The organism is Megalodesulfovibrio paquesii, from assembly GCF_054653055.1.
Map to the genome: position 1 here is coordinate 18,414 of NZ_BAAIGQ010000001.1, position 18,092 is coordinate 36,505.

General features: G+C 62.5%; 10 protein-coding genes and 1 tRNA gene. 3 read left to right on the forward strand and 8 right to left on the reverse strand.

Annotated features, from left to right (window positions below):
* Window positions 1-68: 68 nt before the first annotated feature.
* From ACYQ00_RS00165 to ACYQ00_RS00200, 8 genes are all read right to left on the reverse strand, one after another.
* Window positions 69-1,487: an SH3 domain-containing protein gene (locus ACYQ00_RS00165; RefSeq protein WP_460030210.1), complete on the reverse strand. Its 1,419-nt coding sequence runs from the start codon at window positions 1,485-1,487 to the stop codon at window positions 69-71.
* Between the two features lie 99 nt (window positions 1,488-1,586).
* Window positions 1,587-3,164, reverse strand: coding sequence for a response regulator (locus ACYQ00_RS00170; RefSeq protein ID WP_460030211.1), 1,578 nt, complete (start codon window positions 3,162-3,164; stop codon window positions 1,587-1,589).
* Between the two features lie 33 nt (window positions 3,165-3,197).
* Window positions 3,198-5,444: an SF1B family DNA helicase RecD2 gene (gene recD2 / locus ACYQ00_RS00175; protein WP_460030212.1), complete on the reverse strand. Its 2,247-nt coding sequence runs from the start codon at window positions 5,442-5,444 to the stop codon at window positions 3,198-3,200.
* A 5-nt stretch (window positions 5,445-5,449) separates the two neighbouring features.
* Window positions 5,450-6,559, reverse strand: a complete 1,110-nt coding sequence (aroC, locus tag ACYQ00_RS00180) for a chorismate synthase (protein ID WP_460030213.1) — start codon at window positions 6,557-6,559, stop codon at window positions 5,450-5,452.
* Window positions 6,556-7,101 carry a shikimate kinase AroL gene (gene aroL / locus ACYQ00_RS00185; protein ID WP_460030214.1) on the reverse strand — a complete coding sequence of 182 codons (546 nt, stop codon included), beginning with the start codon at window positions 7,099-7,101 and terminating at the stop codon, window positions 6,556-6,558. The genes aroC and aroL overlap by 4 nt, the downstream gene beginning before the upstream one ends.
* 11 nt (window positions 7,102-7,112) lie before the next feature.
* The gene (locus ACYQ00_RS00190; RefSeq protein ID WP_460030215.1) at window positions 7,113-9,038 is read right to left on the reverse strand and encodes a PAS domain-containing protein; all 1,926 of its coding nucleotides are present in this window, start codon (window positions 9,036-9,038) and stop codon (window positions 7,113-7,115) included.
* 13 nt (window positions 9,039-9,051) lie between these two features.
* On the reverse strand, window positions 9,052-11,880 hold the full coding sequence (uvrA, locus tag ACYQ00_RS00195) for an excinuclease ABC subunit UvrA (protein ID WP_460030216.1): 2,829 nt from the start codon (window positions 11,878-11,880) through the stop codon (window positions 9,052-9,054).
* Window positions 11,881-11,993: 113 nt separating this feature from the next.
* Window positions 11,994-12,680, reverse strand: a complete 687-nt coding sequence (locus ACYQ00_RS00200) for a DUF554 domain-containing protein (protein WP_460030217.1) — start codon at window positions 12,678-12,680, stop codon at window positions 11,994-11,996.
* A gap of 186 nt (window positions 12,681-12,866) precedes the next feature.
* On the opposite strand from ACYQ00_RS00200, the gene ACYQ00_RS00205 reads away from it, so the two are divergent.
* The 3 genes from ACYQ00_RS00205 to ACYQ00_RS00215 all read left to right on the forward strand — a co-directional run bounded on the left by ACYQ00_RS00205 (window position 12,867) and on the right by ACYQ00_RS00215 (window position 18,037).
* A tRNA-Leu gene (locus tag ACYQ00_RS00205) sits at window positions 12,867-12,953 on the forward strand.
* A 1,304-nt stretch (window positions 12,954-14,257) separates the two neighbouring features.
* Window positions 14,258-17,296 (forward strand): formate dehydrogenase-N subunit alpha, encoded by a 3,039-nt coding sequence (gene fdnG, locus ACYQ00_RS00210; protein ID WP_460030218.1) that lies wholly within the window; start codon window positions 14,258-14,260, stop codon window positions 17,294-17,296.
* A gap of 15 nt (window positions 17,297-17,311) precedes the next feature.
* A complete protein-coding gene (locus ACYQ00_RS00215) occupies window positions 17,312-18,037 on the forward strand; it encodes a 4Fe-4S dicluster domain-containing protein (protein WP_460030219.1) in 726 nt (241 codons plus the stop codon).
* The last annotated feature ends 55 nt before the right edge of the window (window positions 18,038-18,092 follow it).

Here is an 18,092-nt window from a genome sequence, read left to right on the forward strand (position 1 = left end):
TGCTGCTTACATCCGGAAGGGGCTGGCGTCCAGCGCTGTGCAGGGCGTGCACATGGGAGTACTGCCTCCTATGGCTGGCCGGGAAGGATGGTGAAGGATGTCAGGGTGTCACCCAAGGTTTTCCCCAGACGTTTGACGGCATCCTGCTCCGCACCGGGGTTCAGACTGGTGATGCTGGTCCGGCCCAGAACCACCCTCGCCTCCCGGCCCGCGGCATCCTCGGCGCGCACGCCCCAGATGGCGTGAAAGACCGCCGCCTGCCCTTTGTGGGTGCCAATGTAGAGCATCACGTGACCCGGTTTGTTGACCAGGGTGCGAAACGGCAGGCCTTCGTGCTGCAGGAGCTCGTCCTTTTGCCGGGCCGAGAGCCCTTCCAAACTGCGCTGCTCCCCGGCCTTGGCCTGCTGCGAGGAATTGCGGGGCAAGAAGATGCCAAAGGGGGTGAACAGATCGCGCATCAGCGAGGAACAGTCCCGCAGGCCGTCCAAACCACCCCAGCCATAGGCCTGGCCTTGCATGCCCGCCGCGATGCCGGCCACCCGCTCAGGCCGGAAGGGCACGGGCATGACGGACGCCTGGGCGTTGCCCAAGACCGCCGGATCCAGTGCGACGCGGTTGCCACTGCGTCGTGGCAGACCAACCCGCAGCCCAAAAGGCCCCTGCTCCAGCACGGGCAGCACTGCTCCCACGCCCAGCCGCTGGGTGACCCGGTTGCCCTCGGCGGTGATGGTCAGGTGCTCCGCCGTCACCGCGGCCCATTGCGCGCGGGAGAAGAGATCGATCAGGCCCTGGTCCACCACCTCCACCTGCTGGCGGGGCATCCAGCCCGAGGCATAGGGGCCGTCCACATGCAGCCACAGACCATCGGCGCTCTGGTGGGTGATGAGCACGGGCGTGCCGGCCCAGATGGCTGAATTTTGAAAATAATCAAATGGATATCCCTCTCCAGGGCGCGAAGGATCCAGGAAGAACGGCTCGGCTGTGGGCAACACGCGCAGATCCCCGGTTTGCAGCACCAGGCCCGGGAGCCGCAGGGAAGGAAAGGTGGCGGCGGCGCAGTTGGCGGCGATGGCGCTGCTCCAGCCGGCGGGGCGGGGTTTGCCATCGCGGAAAAAGCTCTGTTTGCCGCCGTAGGTGCCGATGCCCCAGAGAGCGCTTTTGGCAGAAAGGGGCGCGGTGTCCGGGCTCCAGGGCTTGAGCCAGCGCTCGCGGAAAGAGGCGTACAGCGCAGCCTGAGGAAAGGCCGCCCCTTCCGGCCAGGCCCGCCCGGTGCCGAGCAGGCGGCGGGGATCCTGCGGAAAGCTGGCCAGGTCCGCCACCGGTCCGAAGACCGGCGCAGGCGAATGCACGGCGGAAGGGTGTCTGGCACAGGCACCCAGAAGCAAGCCCCAGACCAGCACCGCAAGCAGCATGTACCGGCCGGCATGCGCCGGCCGGGCCAGACGCTGCGGAAACGTGGTCAGATATTGCAAAAGCGTGCCGTCCATACTCGCCTGGCCGCGTGTTCCCATGATCGTATCGTACCGCGCACGTGCGTGCGGCAACGGGCACATGATACCGAGCGACCCTGTGTTGGAGGATTCTCTTTAGTCGGCGTGGCGGTTTCTGGCAAGCGCCCGGCGCAGGGCGCGGTCCAGCCGTTCCGCATCCACCGGCTTGGAGATATACTCGTCCATGCCCGCCTGCTTGACCCGGTCGCGGTCCTCGGCGGAGGAGAACACGGTCAGGGCCACGATGGGCACGTCGCGATCCACGCCGCTGGTTCCGGCCCGAATCTCCCTGGCGGCGGTCAGGCCGTCCATCTCTGGCATCTGCACGTCCATGAGTACCACGTCAAAACGGGAAGCCGCCAGTTTTTCCAGGGCTTGCAGTCCATTGAGGGCTGTTTCCACCGTGTGTCCCTGTTTTTCCAGAAACACCTTGGCAAAGATGCGGCTGACGTCTTCATCTTCCACCAACAAGACCCGCAGGGAACCCAGCTTGGCTTCCCCTTGCGAAGGTGGCTGGAGGGGCTGACGTTCCGCTGTGCTTTCCTTTGCCGTGCAGAGCTTGACGATACAGGTAAAGGTGCAGCCGGTGCCGTTTTCGCCGGCATTGGTCAGCACCAGAGAGCCGCCCATCATTTCGGCCAGGGTTTTGGAAACAGGCAGCCCGAGCCCGGCGCCGGCGTGCTTTTTGGTCAGCAATTCCTCGCCGAGTGAAAAGGCATCGAAAATATGCTGCCGCTTGTGGGCCGGCACGCCCGGGCCGGTATCATGCACCTGGATGACGAGGGTGGCGGCGCCATCTTCCGCCTTGGCGCCATTGCCCGGCCTGACGCCATCCGTTTCTGTCCAGGGATGGACATGAATGGCCACACCGCCCTGGCGGGTGTATTTCACGGCGTTGTCGCCCAGGTTGTAGATGATCTGCTTGAGGCGCTCGGCATCGCCGACGAGGATGTCGGGAGTATCCGCTTGAATGAACGACTCAAAGGCCAGGCCCTTTTCATCGGCCAGACGCTTGAGCATGTCGAAGACCGAGGCCAAGGTTTCGCGCAGCCGGAATTCCGTCACACGCAAGGTCAGCATCCCGCGTTCAGACGCAGACAAATCAAGAAGATGATTGACGATATGTAACAGATCACGCCCAGATCTGCGCACCGCCTCGATGTAGAGCCGCTGTTCTTCGGTGGTGTCTGTGATGGAGAGCAGATCGGTCATGCCCAGAATGCCATTCAGGGGCGTGCGCAGTTCGTGGCTCATGTTGGCCAGGAACTCGCGTTTGGCAGCCAGCGCCTTCTCCAGGGCACGCTCGCGTTCGGAGATGGCGCAGGACAAGGCCTCGCGAGACGCCACCAAGGACGTCACATCCGCCAGGCCCACTATCTGGCCGCCATCGTCAAGCGAGCAGACATGCAGGGAAAGGTCACACACCCCACCGGCCTTGAGTGGTAGCCGGCAGATGATGGAACGATCATTCTCTTCCGAGCAGCCGGCTGCCTGCATGGCGCCATGCAAGGTTTTGATTACCGTATGGGCCGGATCCTGGCACGCGTCCAGCAGCCGATGCGCTGCCGAATTGCAATCGCGCAACTCGCCTTCCGGAGAGACAGCCAGCAGGGCCACTGGGCAATCCTTCATGCCACCTGGCAGTGTCTGGCGCGAGTTGTCCTGAGAAGACATGCTGTTCTCTCCAATGCCTGTTAGCGGTTTCCGTCAGCCCCGCAACCGTTCGGCCAGCCAGGTGTGCCGGGCCAGGGTCTTGTTATTGCGCACCGCAATGGCCAGCGCCTTGCGGGACCCGGCCAGGACAACCAGCTTGCGCCCCCGCGTGACCGCTGTATACAACAAATTGCGTTGTAACATGACATAATGTTGCGTCAAGACGGGCACCACAACGGCTGGGTATTCGGAACCCTGTGATTTGTGGATGGAAATTGCATAGGCCGGGGTAATCTCATCCAAATCCGCCCCTTCCAGCAGGATTTCCCGATCATCGAATTTCACCATGACCCCGGGCCCCAACGGGTCAACAGCCACAACCCGCCCGAGATCACCGTTATAAATATCCAGATCGTAATTATTACGCAACTGCATTACACGATCGTGCAACTGAAATCGTTTGCCACCTCGCACCAGGGCTTTGTCCTGGGGGTTCAGGGAGAGCTGCAACAGCTCGTTGAGTTTCTCCACCCCCGCGGAACCCTTGTGCATCGGGGCGAGCACCTGGATGCTGTCCATGGGATCAAACCCGAACCGGCGGGGAATGTGGTGCTTGACCAGATCCACTATCCGCCGGGCGCAGCGCTCCGGATCGTCCTCTTCGATAAAATAAAAATCAGAGGGGCGTTCCCGCGAGGTTTCCATGTATGGCACCTGCCCCTGATTGATGGCGTGCGCGCCAAGGACGATGTCGCTCTGCCGGGCCTGGCGGAACACCTCGTCCAGCTCCACCACGGGCACCACCCCGGAGTTGATGATGTCCTTGAGCACGTTGCCCGGCCCCACCGAGGGCAGTTGGTGCACGTCGCCCACCAGCACCATGGTGGCCCCCAGGGGCACGGCCTTGAGCAGATGATGCATGAGCATCAGGTCGATCATGGAGCTTTCATCGATGATCAGCAGGTCGCAGTCCAGCGGGTCTTCTTCCGTACGCGAAAACCCGCCGTTTTGCTGGCTGAATTCCAAAAGACGGTGAATGGTTTTGGCTTCCTGGCCGCAGGCCTCGGCCATGCGCTTGGCCGCCCTGCCGGTGGGTGCGGCCAGCAGGGCCGCGGCCTCCAGGGACTGATACAGCGCCAGGATAGCCTTGATGATCGTCGTTTTGCCCGTGCCGGGGCCGCCGGTCACCACCAGCACTTTGGACTTGGCGGCCTGCTTGACTGCCTCCACCTGCCTCGGGGCCAGTTCGATTCCCAGAGAGGCTTCGGCTTCCTCAATGGCCTCCTCGGCGTCCACGGGCCGCAGCCGCCGCGGGGCTGCGGCCAGGGCGCGCAGGCGGGAGGCCACTCGCCGTTCGGCGGTATGGAAGCTCGAAAGATACACCGCATCCCCCACTCCGGGGAGTTCCTCCAGAATCAGCCTGTTTTCAAACACAAGCGTTTCCAAGGCCTTGCGGCACAGCGCTTCCGGCACATCCAGCATGCGGGCAGCGCGTTCAAGGAGGGGATCCCTGGGGGAATAGACGTGGCCCTGCCCGGTCTCCTCGCCCAGCACGAAGACGATGCCGGCCTCCACGCGCAGGTCGCTGTCCTTGGCAAAATTGAGCTTGGCGGCAATGGCGTCGGCCGTCAGAAAGCCGAAGCCGTGGACTTCCATGCACAGCCGGTACGGGTTGTGCTGCACCACGGACACGGCCGCCGGCCCGTAATGTTTGAAAATACGCAAGGCATGCGCCGCGCTGACTCCATGGGACTGGAAAAACAGCATGGCCTGGCGGACCTCGCGCTGGGCAGCCCAGCCTTCGGTCACCAGTTTCAGCTTCTTTTCACCCACCCCCTCCACCTCCTGCAGGCGTTCCGGCTCCCGCTCCAGGATGTCGAGGGTTTTTTCTTTGAAATAATTGACGATTCTGTTCGCCAACTCCGGTCCGACGCCTTTGATCACCCCGGACCCCAGGAAGAGGCGGATACCATCCTCCTCCACGGGCAGGGCCTGCACGGCGGATTCGGCCTGGAACTGCGGCCCGTAGCGGGGATCCTCTTTCCAGCGACCAGTGAATTTGAACTCCTGGCCCGGCAGGGCGTCCAGCATGGCGCCGACCACGGTAACCGGCGTGCGCGATCCCGGCAGCCGGACCCGGGCCACGGTAAAGCCGTTTTCCGGATTGCTGAAGGTTACCCGTTCAATGCGGCCGGCCAGTTCCTGCGTGCCCTCGCCTTCTGCCGCGGGGGCATCCGCGGGCAGGGGCCTCTGTTCCGGCGGTTGCTTCGTCTGCTTCTTGACCATCGACCTTGTACCCACGCCCGTCAGATCCGGAGGGAAGCGGCCAGTCCGCCGGCGTTGCGGGCCTGCAGGCAGCAGAAGTCGGCCAGGGCCAGGGCCGCCATGGCCCGGCACACCGGAACAATGCGCGGGATGGCCGCGATATCGTGCCGGCCGCCCACGGTGATGGTGGTTTCCTGCCCGGCGGCATTGATGGTGGCCTGGGGCTTATGGTGGGAGGCAATGGGTTTGACCCAGGCGCGGGCCACGAGGGGCCGGCCGTCGGAAATGCCGGCTAGGACGCCGCCGGCGTGGTTGGTGGCTTGCTGACGGCGTTCGCGGGGCAGGATGGGGTCGTTGTGCTGGGTGCCGGTCATGCGGGCAGCCTCAAAGCCGGCGCCGAGTTCCACCGCCTTGACCGCGCCAATGGACATGAGCGCCCCGGCCAGCCGGGCATCCAGCTTGTCAAAGACCGGCTCGCCCAGGCCCTGGGGCATGGGCTCGGCGCGCACTTCCACCACCCCGCCGATGGTGTCGCCCCTGGCCTTGACCTCGGCCACCCGGGCCTGCCAGGCCGGAACCACGTCCTCATCCGGCGCAAAGAAGGGTCGATCCCAGACATTGCCCACTGCCGCCAGGGACGCCGGCGGCAGGGCGCGGATGCCGCCCAGCTCCATGGTGTAGGCAGCCACCTGAATGCCCAGGGTTTCCAAAAACGCCAGGGCAATGGCCCCGCCGGCCACGCGGCAGGCCGTTTCCCGACCGGATGAGCGGCCGCCGCCGCGGTAGTCGCGCGCGCCATATTTGGCAGCGTAGCTCAGATCCCCGTGCCCGGGGCGGAAGACATCCTTGATGTTGGAATAATCCGCGCTGCGCTGGTCCGTGTTGCGGATGAGGAAGCCGATGGCCGTGCCTGTGGTCCGGCCTTCAAAGATCCCGGAGAGCAGTTCCACACGGTCTGGCTCCTTGCGGGCCGTGCCAGCCGCGCCAGCCTGGGGCCCGCCGGGGCGGCGCCGGTCCAGCTCCTGCTGGATGGCCTCCTCGCTCAGGGGAATGCCTGCCGGACAGCCGGAAACCACGCCCCCCAGGGCCGGGCCGTGGGATTCGCCAAAGGTGGCCAGGGTGAAGAGCCGTCCAAAGATGTCGCCACTCACGATGTTCTGCTCCCGAAAAAATGGTCGTCAATCAACTGCCGGGCCTGCCGTACGAGTTCCGCGACGGGCAGACTGGCGTCCAGGGCCGCGTGGGCCGTCTCCCGATACAGGGATTCCCGCGAAGCGGCAACCCGTGCGGCCTCGGTCACGGGGTCATCGCCCGTCAGGGAGGGCCGCTGGCCGGGTTCCAGATTTGCAGCCAGACGCGCGGTAATGAGGTCGCCAGAGGCATTTAACCAAAGAACCAGTCCGGCGGCGCGCAGAGCAGCGCGGTTTTCGGGACGCAGAATCATCCCGCCGCCGGTGGCCGCGAACAGCGGCGCCTGCCCGGCCTGGCGTCCGCAGGTCACCTGCAACACTGCAGATTCCAGATCCCGAAATGCCTCCCACCCCTGGGCGTCCACGAGTTCGGCAATGCTCATGCCGGCCTGTTGCTGCACCAGGGCGTCCGTATCCAGCCAGGTTCCTTGCAACGCCTCGGCCAGGGCCCGGGCCAGGGTCGTCTTGCCGCTGGCCCGGGGGCCAATCAGAAAAATTTTCATGCATCCATCCTTCAAATGGAATCCCGCGGCGAAAGCCGCTGCAGGGGCAGGGCAAAGCTGAAGACACTGCCCCGGCCCTCCACGCTGCTCATCCACAGCTGGCCGCCCATGAGCTCCACCAGGGAACGGGACAGGGCCAGGCCAAGCCCAAGCCCGCCCTTGGGCCTGGCAAAGGAGGCATCCCCCTGGGTGAAGGCCTGGAACATGCCGGCCTGCTTTTCCCGGGGAATGCCCACGCCAGTATCCCGCACGGTAAAGAGCAGCCTGATTTCGGCAGCGGGGAACGTGGGGAACGCGTCCCGACTGGCCGAATCGCACCGCAGTCTGGAGGATTCCCCTCCCTTGGACGACAATTCCGTCACCATCACTTCCACGCTGCCCTGTTCCGTGAACTTGACCGCATTGCCCACCAGATGGAACAACACATGCCGCAGGCGCGGCCCATCCCCGACCAGGATGACCGGCAATTCCTCATCCACAATGCACTGCAACCGCAGGTGCTTGCCCTTGGCCGCCGCCTGAAAGGGCTCCATGGCCGATTCCACCACCTGCTGCAGATTGAAGGCCTCGTGCTGCGGCTCCACATGCAGGGTCTCCATGCGGGCCAGATCGAGAATATCGTTGAGGATGGTCAGCAGGGAACGGGCCTGGCGCTCCATGGTTTCAAGGTATTCCGCCTGTTCCGGGGTGCATTCGCCCTGGCGCATGAGTTCGGCCATGCCGATGACCGCATTGAGCGGGGTGCGAATTTCATGGGTCATGGTGGCCAGGAACTCGCTTTTGGCGCGGCTGGCGGCGTGTGCCGCATCCCTGGCGCGGGTAAGCTCTTCCTCCAGGCGTTTGCGGGCGGTAATGTCCTGATGTGTCCCCACGATGCGGGCGGGCCGCCCATCCTGCCATTCCACCACCTTGCCACGGGAAAGAATCCACTTCCAGTTGCCGTCCCGGGTCCGCAGGCGCAGCTCCTCGGCATGCTCGGTGATCTCCCCGCGACGATAGCGCTCCATGTATTGCGCGCCTCTGCCCTTGTCCTCGGGGTGCAGCAGTTCCAGCCAGCCGTCCTGGGTCTGGGCAATGTCGTGCTGCGCATATCCCAGCATGGCCGCCCAGCGCGGGGAATGGTACTCCCGGCCGGTGAACAGATGATTTTCCCAGAGACCGTCACTGCTGGCGTCAAACGCTTCGGTCAGCCGACGGCTGGCCAGGCGCAGCTCGTCTTCCACGGCAGCGCGCTGGCGGATCTCCTCCTGCAACCGGGCATTGGTATCCCAAAGATCCTGGGTGCGTTCAGTCACCATGCGTTCCAGATCCTCCTTGCGCAGGGCCAGGGCCGCGCGGGAGGATTCCAGCTGCTGGAGATTGGCCGCCAGTTCCTGATTGGCCAGGGCCAGACGGCGAGCCATAAGGTCGCTCTCCAGCATTTGGGCGCCGGCGTGCAGCAATATGGAGAGAATGGTGGTGATGGAGTCCTGGATTTCGCTGCGGTCCGCGGCCAGCATGGCCACGAACATGCCCTGGGTGGAGGTGGGGGTGCGCAAGGGATGCAGCAGCAGCTGTTCGGAATCATCCTTGCTGCCGAGCAGGTGCGGCTTGTCACGGGTCAGCGCCCAGGCGAAAACGCCTTCCTGAATAAGCCGCTCCACCTCGCTTTCCAGTTGCGCCACCAGCAGATACGGCTGCACCAGCACCCGTTCGAAATCCTGGGTGGTCTGATCCACCATCCAAAAGCCCACCGCCTTGCACGGCACCAGCAAACAGGCCCTGGCGGCCACTTCCTGCAGAATGGATTGCCGGCCGCCCTCCTCCCCGCCTGAACCGGTGAAGTGCACCAGCGAAACAGCAAGTTCCAGGGCATCCAGGGCCTGCCGCTTCTCCTCCAGCAGAAAGCGGTTCTGTGCTTCCAGAAAGGCGAGGCGGGCGTGCAGGTCCTGTTCCATGGCGGGCCTTGGCTCATCCGGCGGGGGAAACTTCCCGTTGCGCCGGGATACTGTGGGTCAGGAACGCGCCGGTGACGGAGTCCGGATCGGCGATGATCTGTTCCGGCGTCCCCTGGCTGACGATTCGCCCGCCGGATTCCCCGCCGCCGGGTCCCAGATCCAGCACCCAGTCCGCCGCCAGGATGACATCGACATTGTGCTCGATGACCACCACGCTGGCCCCTTTGTCTACCAGACTGTGCAACACTTTAATGAGTTTGCCAACCTCATGCATGTGCAATCCAGTGGTGGGCTCGTCAAGAATGTACAGCGTCTTAGGCAGACTGCGCTTGCCCAGTTCGCGACTGATCTTGATGCGCTGCGCCTCGCCGCCGGAAAGCGTGGTGGCCGGCTGGCCCAGGCGCATGTACTCCAGGCCCACATCTTCCAGCACCCCGAGACGACGCTCCAATGCCGGGTAGTTCTGGAAAAAGATGCGCGCCTCGCGCACGCTCATGTCCAGCACCTCGGCAATGTTCTTGCCCTTGTACTGCACTTCCAGTGTTTCGCGGTTGTAGCGCCGGCCTTTGCAGACCTCGCACGTCACGTACACATCGGGCAGAAAATGCATCTCCACGGTGATGGTGCCGTCGCCCTGGCATTTTTCACAACGCCCGCCACGGACGTTGAAGCTGAAGCGGCCCGGCTGGTAGCCGCGCTTTTTGGCGTCCGGCGTGGAGGCGAAAATGGTACGGATTTCATCAAAGATTTTGGTGTAGGTGGCCGGGTTGGAGCGCGGGGTGCGGCCGATGGGGGTCTGGTCGATGGCCACGATGCGTTCCACAGCCTCGGCCCCTTCCAGGCCATCGATGAGCCCGGGCTGCTCCACCTTCAACCCCTGCGAAAGGGCCAGATGCTTGTACAGCGAATCCACCACCAGCGAGCTTTTGCCCGACCCCGACACCCCGGTGACGCAGACCAGGCTGGAAAGCGGGATGCGGCAATCCACGCCGCGCAGGTTGTTGGTGCGGGCGTTCTTGATCACCAGACTGCCATTGGGCGGGCGACGGGAGGTGGGCCGGGGGATGGCCAGATCGCCGCGCAAATATTTGGCCGTAAGGGAGGCCTGGCTTTCCATCAACCCGCCCTCACCGCGCACCGGGCCGGCGTGGACGATCTCCCCGCCCAGCATGCCCGAGCCGGGACCAAGCTCGATAACGTGGTCCGCCGCCATGATGGTCGCCTCGTCGTGTTCCACCACCAGCACGGTGTTGCCGCGGGTCTGCAGGCTGCGCAGGGTGTTCAGCAGGCGGACGTTGTCCCGCGGGTGCAGGCCGATGGAGGGCTCGTCGAGCACATAGGTCACCCCCACCAGACCGGAGCCAAGCTGCCCGGCCAGCCGGATGCGCTGGGCTTCGCCACCGGACAGTGTGGACATGTTCCGGGCCAGGGCGATGTACTCCAGCCCCACATTGGCCAGAAAGCCCAGGCGGTGGGTCAGTTCCTTCATGAGCGGTTCGGCAATGCGCGAGGTGTGCCCCTTGAACTCCCGCCCCTCCAGCCATTCCAGGGAGCGGGCGATGGACAGGGAGCAGAAATTATGAATGCTCAGGCCATCCACCTTCACGGCCAGGGCCTCGGGCTTGAGCCGGGCACCCAGACAGCTCGGGCAGGGCATGGACTGCCGGAAGCGGGAAAGTTCATCCCGCCAGATGCTGCCAAAATCCATGCCGCCTTCCAGAATGGAGACAACACCTTTCCACTTGAGCGTGTCATCCCCATTGAAGAGTGCGCTCCAGGCCTCCTCGCTGTACTTCTCGAAGGGGGTGGTCAGGGCAAAGCCGTGGGTCGCGCCCAGTTCGGCCAGGGCCTTTTCGTATTTGGCGAAGACCCGCGGGCTCTTCCAGGGCAGGAGTCCGCCTTCGGCCAGGGAGAGGCCCCGGTTGGGAGCCAGGAGCCGCGGCTCAAAGTATTCCACACTGCCGATGCCCGAGCAGGTGGGGCAGGCGCCCTGGGGCGAGTTGAAGGAGAACAGCTGCGGCGAGGGCGCAGGGATGGCGATGCGGCAGTCCGGACAGGCCGAGTCCGTGGAAAGGGCGCGATCCTTCCTGCCGTCCGCGGCATCGGGCAGATGCATGATCACCCTGCCCTTGCCCATGTCCAGGGCCAGTTCAATGGAGTCGGCCAGGCGGCCACGCAGCTCGTTCTGATCAGCCCGGCTGACCAGACGGTCCACCACCAGTTCCAGGGAGTGCTTCTTGTTTTTCTCGATGGACGGTATTTCGTCCAGGGAGATGATCTCCCCGTCCAGGCGGACACGGGCAAAGCCCTGTGATTTCAGCTTCTTGAGCTTGTCCTGTTGGGTGCCCTTCTGATGCTCGACCAACGGCGCCAGGATCATGAACCGCGTGCCTTCCGGAAGGGCCAGGAACTCGTCCACAATCTGGTCCGTGCTTTGGGCCTGGATGGGGCGGCCGCATTTGGGGCAGTGCGGCACGCCCAGGCGGGCGTAAAAGACGCGGAGAAAGTCGTATATTTCCGTGGTGGTGGCCACGGTGGAGCGCGGGTTGCGGCTGGCGCTCTGCTGCTCCAGGGAGATGGCCGGGGAGAGGCCCTCGATTTTGTCCACCTCGGGCTTGTCCATCTGGGGCAGGAACTGCCGGGCATAGGCTGAGAGGCTTTCCACATAGCGCCGCTGCCCCTCGGCGTAGACGATATCAAAGGCCAGGGTGGACTTGCCCGAGCCCGAGGGACCGCAGATGACCACCAGCTCATCGCGGGGAATATCCAGGGTCAAATTCTTGAGGTTGTGCTGGCGCGCGCCTTCTATCCTGATGACGCGCTGGGCGCGTCCTGCTTCCATGCTCACCGTGATGCTCCTGCGGTCAGGCTGCCCGGATATGGTCGGGATACGCCGGGGGATGCTGCCGGGCTTGAGTAACAAATCGCTCCCCCAAAGAAAACTCCTGCTGCAGATTAGGGAAACAACTGCACCAGCAGGACAACCATGGGTAATGCCGGGAGCAGATTCGTCAAGGCGATATGCTTGATATCCAGCAATTTGATGGAGATGCCCAGGATGAGCACCCCACCCGTGGCCGTGAGGGCGGCCGTGGAGGGTTCGTCGAACACGCCTTGCAGGGTGGTGGCGAAGACCGTCAGGCTCAGCTGATACACCCCCACGGCCACGCTGGAAAAGAGCACGCCCACACCATAGGTGGAGGCCAGGGCCACGGAGGCGAAGCCGTCGAGCACGGCCTTGGCAAAGAGGATGCTGTGCTCGCCGCGCAGGCCTTCGTCAAAGCTGCCCAGAATGGCCATGGGCCCCACGCAGTAGATGACGCTGGCCGTGACCATACCATCCACAAAGGTGGAGGTCTCGGACTTCACGGCCTGCTTGACCTTGAGGGCCAGCCCCTCGAAGCGCTGCTCCAGCCGCAGCCATTCGCCAAAAATCGCCCCCACCAGCACGGCAAAGATAATGTGCAGCGGGTTCTGCATGGAGAGGCTCATCTTCACGCCCAGGGCCAGGGTGCACAGCCCCAGCCCCTGGAACACGATGATCCGGTAGCGGTCCGAAAGCCGGCCATGCAGCAGCAGGCCAATGCCGCCGCCAACAAGAATGGTGGCCACGTTAAACAGGGTGCCAAGGGGAAGGTGCATGATGGAACAGGGGGAAAAGGTGACGGGAATACTGCAGCAAGCCCCGGGGCGCAGCGCGCCACACGCCATTCAAATGGCCGGCGCCTAGACATACTGAAAACCCTGCCCGTTGAAAAGGAAAATCCCGGTCCTGGGTCTTGCCCCCTTGACGGGCACCCCAGCCTCGGCTAGTAAACTCTCTTTCCTGCCGGGGTGGTGAAACTGGTAGACGCACCGGACTCAAAATCCGGCACCCGCAAGGGTATGCGAGTTCGATTCTCGCCCCCGGCACCAGGAACCAATTGAAGGGGTTGCATGCGATTACAGCAGTCGCAGGCGACCCCTTTTTCGTGGGCGAACGGTGGCCAGTTCCGAAATAATCAGACCGCCCTGTGCCGCATTGTGAAGAGATGCAAGGGAGCGGCTCTCTCCTCGCCCAACATCCAACCGGCTCTCACGTCCGGGCCTGGTTCATGGTCGATTGATAGAGCGCGCACAGTTGCAAGCGTTAATCGACAAGATACTGCATCGCCCGCACGCCGAGAGCAGTCAGCGCCGCAGAGGTCGAAGTGTGGTGTGTGTCTCGACCGGACGCGAGCGGCGCATGACTGTCCTTCCGGATGCCCCCTCAAGTCCGCCCCTTTGGAACAAACCTGCGGGTGCTGCGCTTCCCTAGTTCCACAGAACTTTCCAGGGACAGTTCCGTGGCGTCATCATTCCATGGCTCCCTTTCCCGACCCGTTCCCGGACGGGCTCCCCATGGCCACGGCATGCGCCTGAACGATGGAAGCGCCCCATGTGCACCCAATCCAAAATATGGCTGCAACAATGGATAATATGTCGCATCAAACACGAAGGGCAATACATAACAAGTCCGCAACGAGTGGCTCCTGCAAGATATGGCACCACATTCTATTGATTTGACATATCGAAGCAATAGATTGAGTCCCCATTTTCTCGGGAGCTGCACGGTGCCTGTAGGAAGAAATCGGCGCATCTATTACTTCATCAAATCTATGCATGATTTAGCATAGATATACACTAATCGGCCATTGCAGAAAATCTGCATCCCGGAACACCGCATTTTCTTCACACTGATTGGCACCGCAAATGTTGTCCGAAGCATTGGCGTGCCTGGAACACGCGATTTTTATGCACAAGCGGGATGCTCCGCAGTCGCAATGTTTCACTGCACGGTCTTGTCCGTTCCATCATATTTTTCCTCGCAGTATTCTCTAAGGATTCCATTGGGAGAGAGCCAAAATTGGAGCACGAAACTACCATGATTGGAGCGCGACGTGTTGACGGAAACGGCTGAATAGTAGATATTCAAAGAAATCAGTGGTATATGTCAATCTTGACATATGAGGGCACATTGAAACCCATCCGTAGAGGCGGCAATGCCCGCCACCAGCGTGCCCTCAGTGGAGTTGTGCCAGCGGGACGCTCTTTGTGTTCTGGCACAGCACGCATGAAAGGGCGTGGCTCCATCTGGAATAGCCACACCCGGGCTGATGCATCGGCCCTGCATGCAGCCAGGCTGTGCCTGGAGACAGAGAGAAGGCAACTTTTACTTCGTGGCAACCAAGGAGGTTTTGATGTCCCTTCACCGCAGAGACTTTTTGAAGATCTCCGGGGTCGGGGTCATGTCCGCCGCGTTTGGCGGACTGGGCTTCGACCTCAGCCCGGCATTGGCTCAGGCCGAGTCGGCCAAACTCAAGTTCACCAAGCAGACCACTTCGGTGTGTTGTTATTGCTCGGTGGGTTGCGGTTTGATTGTCAACACCGCCAAAGACGGCGATGGCCGGGCGGTCAACGTCGAGGGCGACCCGGACCATCCCATCAACGAAGGCTCGCTGTGCGCCAAGGGAGCCTCCATTTCCCAGCTTGGTGAAAATGACCGGCGCCTGCAGAAAGTGCTTTACCGCGCGCCATATTCCGACAAGTGGGAAGAAAAAAGCTGGGATTTCGCATTGGACCGCATTGCGAAACTGACCAAGCAAACCCGCGATGCCAGCTTTGAAGTCAAAAATGCCAAGGGTCAGGTCGTCAACCGTGTGACTGGCATTGCCTCCGTGGGCTCCGCCGCCCTGGATAACGAGGAATGCTGGATCTACCAGTCCATGCTCCGGGCCATGGGGCTGACGTACGTCGAACATCAGGCCCGTATTTGACACAGCGCTACTGTGGCGGCTCTGGCAGAGTCGTTCGGACGCGGCGCGATGACCAATCACTGGATCGACCTGATCAACAGTGACTGCATTTTCATCATTGGCAGCAACCCTGCCGAAAACCATCCCATTTCCTTCAAATGGGTCATGCGGGCCAAGGAACGTGGGGCCAAGGTCATTCATGTGGACCCGCGCTTCACCCGCACCTCGCAGCATGCCGACATCTTCAGCCGGCTGCGCTCCGGCTCGGACATCGCGTACTTTGGCGGCATGATCCGCTACATCCTTGAAAAGGATCTGGCCTTCAAGGACTATGTGGTCAACTACACCAACGCCGCATTCATCGTTGGTGAAAAGTACGCCTTCAAGGACGGTCTGTTCTCCGGCTACAATGCCGATACCCGCAGCTACGACAAATCCTCCTGGGCCTTCGTGAAGGACGACAAGGGGGTCCCGAAAAAGGATCCCACCCTCAAGGACCCGCGCTGCGTCTATCAGATCATGAAAAAGCATTACGAGCGCTATGATCTGAAAACCGTCTCCAAGCTCTGCGGCACGCCGGAAAAGGATCTGGAACTGGTGTACCAAGCCTACGCCGCCACGGGCAAACCCGACAAGTCCGGCACCATGCTGTACGCCATGGGCCAGACCCAGCATACCGTGGGCGTGCAGAACATCCGGGCCATGAGCATCATCCAGCTGCTGCTTGGGAACATTGGCGTGGCTGGCGGCGGCGTCAATGCCCTGCGCGGCGAGGCCAACGTCCAGGGCTCCACGGACCAGGGGTTGCTGTATCATATCCTGCCCGGCTACCTGCCCACCCCGACCGCGGCTATGCCCACCCTGGCGGAGTACAACGAAAAGAACACGCCAAAATCCGCCGATCCCAGAAGCGCCAACTGGTGGGGCAACCGGCCCAAGTACGTCGCCAGCCTGCTCAAGGCCATGTACCCCAATCAGGACCTGGAAACCGCCTATTCCTGGCTGCCCAAGCTTGAGCCGGGCAAGGATTATTCCTGGCTCTCGCTGTTCGATGCCATGCTGCAGGGCGCCTTCAAGGGCTTCTTCGCCTGGGGGCAGAACCCCGCGGCCAGCACGGCCAACGCCAACAAGACCCGCGAGGCACTTTCCAAGCTGGACTGGATGGTGACGGTGAATCTCTTTGACACCGAAACCGGCTCCTTCTGGCGCGGACCGGGCATGGACCCCAAAAAGGTCAAGACCGAGGTCTTCTTCCTGCCCTGCTGCGTGTCCATTGAGAAGGAAGGCTCCATCTCCAACTCCGGACGCTGGATGCAGTGGCGCTATCCCGGCCCCAAGCCCCTGGGCGAGTCCAAGCCCGATGGCGACATCATCTACGAACTCTTTGAGAAAATCCGCGAGTTGTACAAGAAGGAAGGCGGCGCCCTGCCCGACCCCATCCTGAACCTCAACTGGGATGTTGCCACCAACCACGTCTTTGATCCGCACAAGGTGGCCAAGCTCATCAACGGCTTCTTCCTCAAGGAAAAGACCCTCAAGGTTGGCGATACGGAGAAAACCTTCAAGCCCGGCGACCCGGTGCCCGCCTTTGCCATGCTGCAGGACGACGGCTCCACCTGCTCCGGGAACTGGATCTACTGCGCCTCCTACACCGACAAGAACATGGCCGCCCGCCGCGACAAGACCCAGACCGAAATGCAGGCCAAGATCGGCCTGTTCCCGGGCTGGACATGGGCCTGGCCGGTGAACAGACGCATCATCTATAACCGCGCTTCCGTGGATCTGAACGGCAAGCCCTACCAGCCTGAAAAGGCCGTCATCGCCTGGCAGGATGGCAAGTGGGTGGGCGACGTGCCCGATGGCCCCTGGCCGCCAATGGCCGACAAGGAAAAGGGCCGGTATCCCTTCATCATGACCACCGAAGGGTTCGGCCAGATCTACGGCCCCGGCCGCAACGACGGGCCGTTGCCGGAGTTCTACGAACCCCTGGAATGCCCCATCGGCGAGCATCCCCTGTCCCCGCAGCTGCACAACCCCACAGCCCTGCTCTTTGCGGGCGAGGAAAAGCAGCGCGCCGTGTGCGATCCGCGTTATCCGTTCATCTGCTCCACCTACCGGGTGACGGAGCACTGGCAAACCGGCGTCATGACCCGCTGGACCCCCTGGCTGCTCGAAGCAGAGCCCCAGATGTTCGTGGAAATGAGCCCTGAACTGGCCAAACTGCGCGAAATCCAGAACGGCGAGAAGGTCATCGTGGAAAACATGCGCGGCCAGCTGTGGGCCAAGGCCATTGTGACCGAGCGCATCAAGCCCTTTACCATCATGGGCCAGACCATCCATCAGGTGGGCATCCCCTGGCATTATGGCTGGGTTTTCCCCAAGGAAGGCGGCGAATCGGCCAACCTGCTCACCCCCTCGGTAGGCGATCCCAATACCGGCATCCCGGAAACCAAGGCCTTCATGGTCAACGTGCGCAAGGCCTAAGGAGGACCGGATACCATGAGTGGAAAGAGCTTCTTTATCGATTTGTCCAAGTGTACTGCCTGCCGCGGCTGCCAGGTGGCCTGCAAGCAATGGAAGAACAAGCCCGCTGAACAGACGGAAAACACGGGCTCGCACCAGAATCCTGCGGATCTGTCCTGGATGACCCTCAAGCTCGTGCGTTTCACGGAAAAAACCATCGACGGCAGGTTCAACTGGCTCTTTTTCCCCGACCAGTGCCGCCACTGCGTGGACGCGCCGTGCAAGTTTGTGGCGGACGGGGAAATGGAAGGCGCCATCGTGCAGGATGAAGCCACCGGCGCGATTGTGTTTACGGATAAGACCAAGGATGTCACGTTCGATGACGTGCGCGTGGCCTGCCCGTACGACATTCCGCGCCTCAATCCGGAAACCAAGGTCATGTACAAGTGCGACATGTGCATCGACCGGGTGCAGGCAGGCATGCTGCCGGCCTGCGTCAAAACCTGCCCCACCGGGACCATGAACTTCGGGGACCGGGACGCCATGCTGGAAATGGCGAAAAAACGGCTGGAAGAGGTCAAAAAAGCGTACCCGCAGGCCTTGCTGGCCGACCATGAAGACGTGCGGGTCATCTTCCTGTGCCTGTATCCCGGCTCGAATTACCACGACTATGCCGTTGCCGAGAACAGCCCGCCCAGAACGATGACGCGCAAGGCCATGCTGGCCAGGCTGACGCGGCCCTTTGCCCGCCTGCTGACGTAGCCGCCGCGTTCTGCGCAACGCCCTTAACAACCGGCTGTCGGGTTCGCCCGACAGC

Bases quoted from the DNA above. Each gene is read 5' to 3' on its own strand.
- ACYQ00_RS00165 (WP_460030210.1), bottom strand. From the start codon at position 1,487: ATGGACGGCACGCTTTTGCAATATCTGACCACGTTTCCGCAGCGTCTG.
- ACYQ00_RS00170 (WP_460030211.1), bottom strand. From the start codon at position 3,164: ATGTCTTCTCAGGACAACTCGCGCCAGACACTGCCAGGTGGCATGAAG.
- aroL (WP_460030214.1), bottom strand. From the start codon at position 7,101: ATGAAAATTTTTCTGATTGGCCCCCGGGCCAGCGGCAAGACGACCCTG.
- ACYQ00_RS00190 (WP_460030215.1), bottom strand. From the start codon at position 9,038: ATGGAACAGGACCTGCACGCCCGCCTCGCCTTTCTGGAAGCACAGAAC.
- uvrA (WP_460030216.1), bottom strand. From the start codon at position 11,880: ATGGAAGCAGGACGCGCCCAGCGCGTCATCAGGATAGAAGGCGCGCGC.
- ACYQ00_RS00200 (WP_460030217.1), bottom strand. From the start codon at position 12,680: ATGCACCTTCCCCTTGGCACCCTGTTTAACGTGGCCACCATTCTTGTT.
- ACYQ00_RS00215 (WP_460030219.1), top strand. From the start codon at position 17,312: ATGAGTGGAAAGAGCTTCTTTATCGATTTGTCCAAGTGTACTGCCTGC.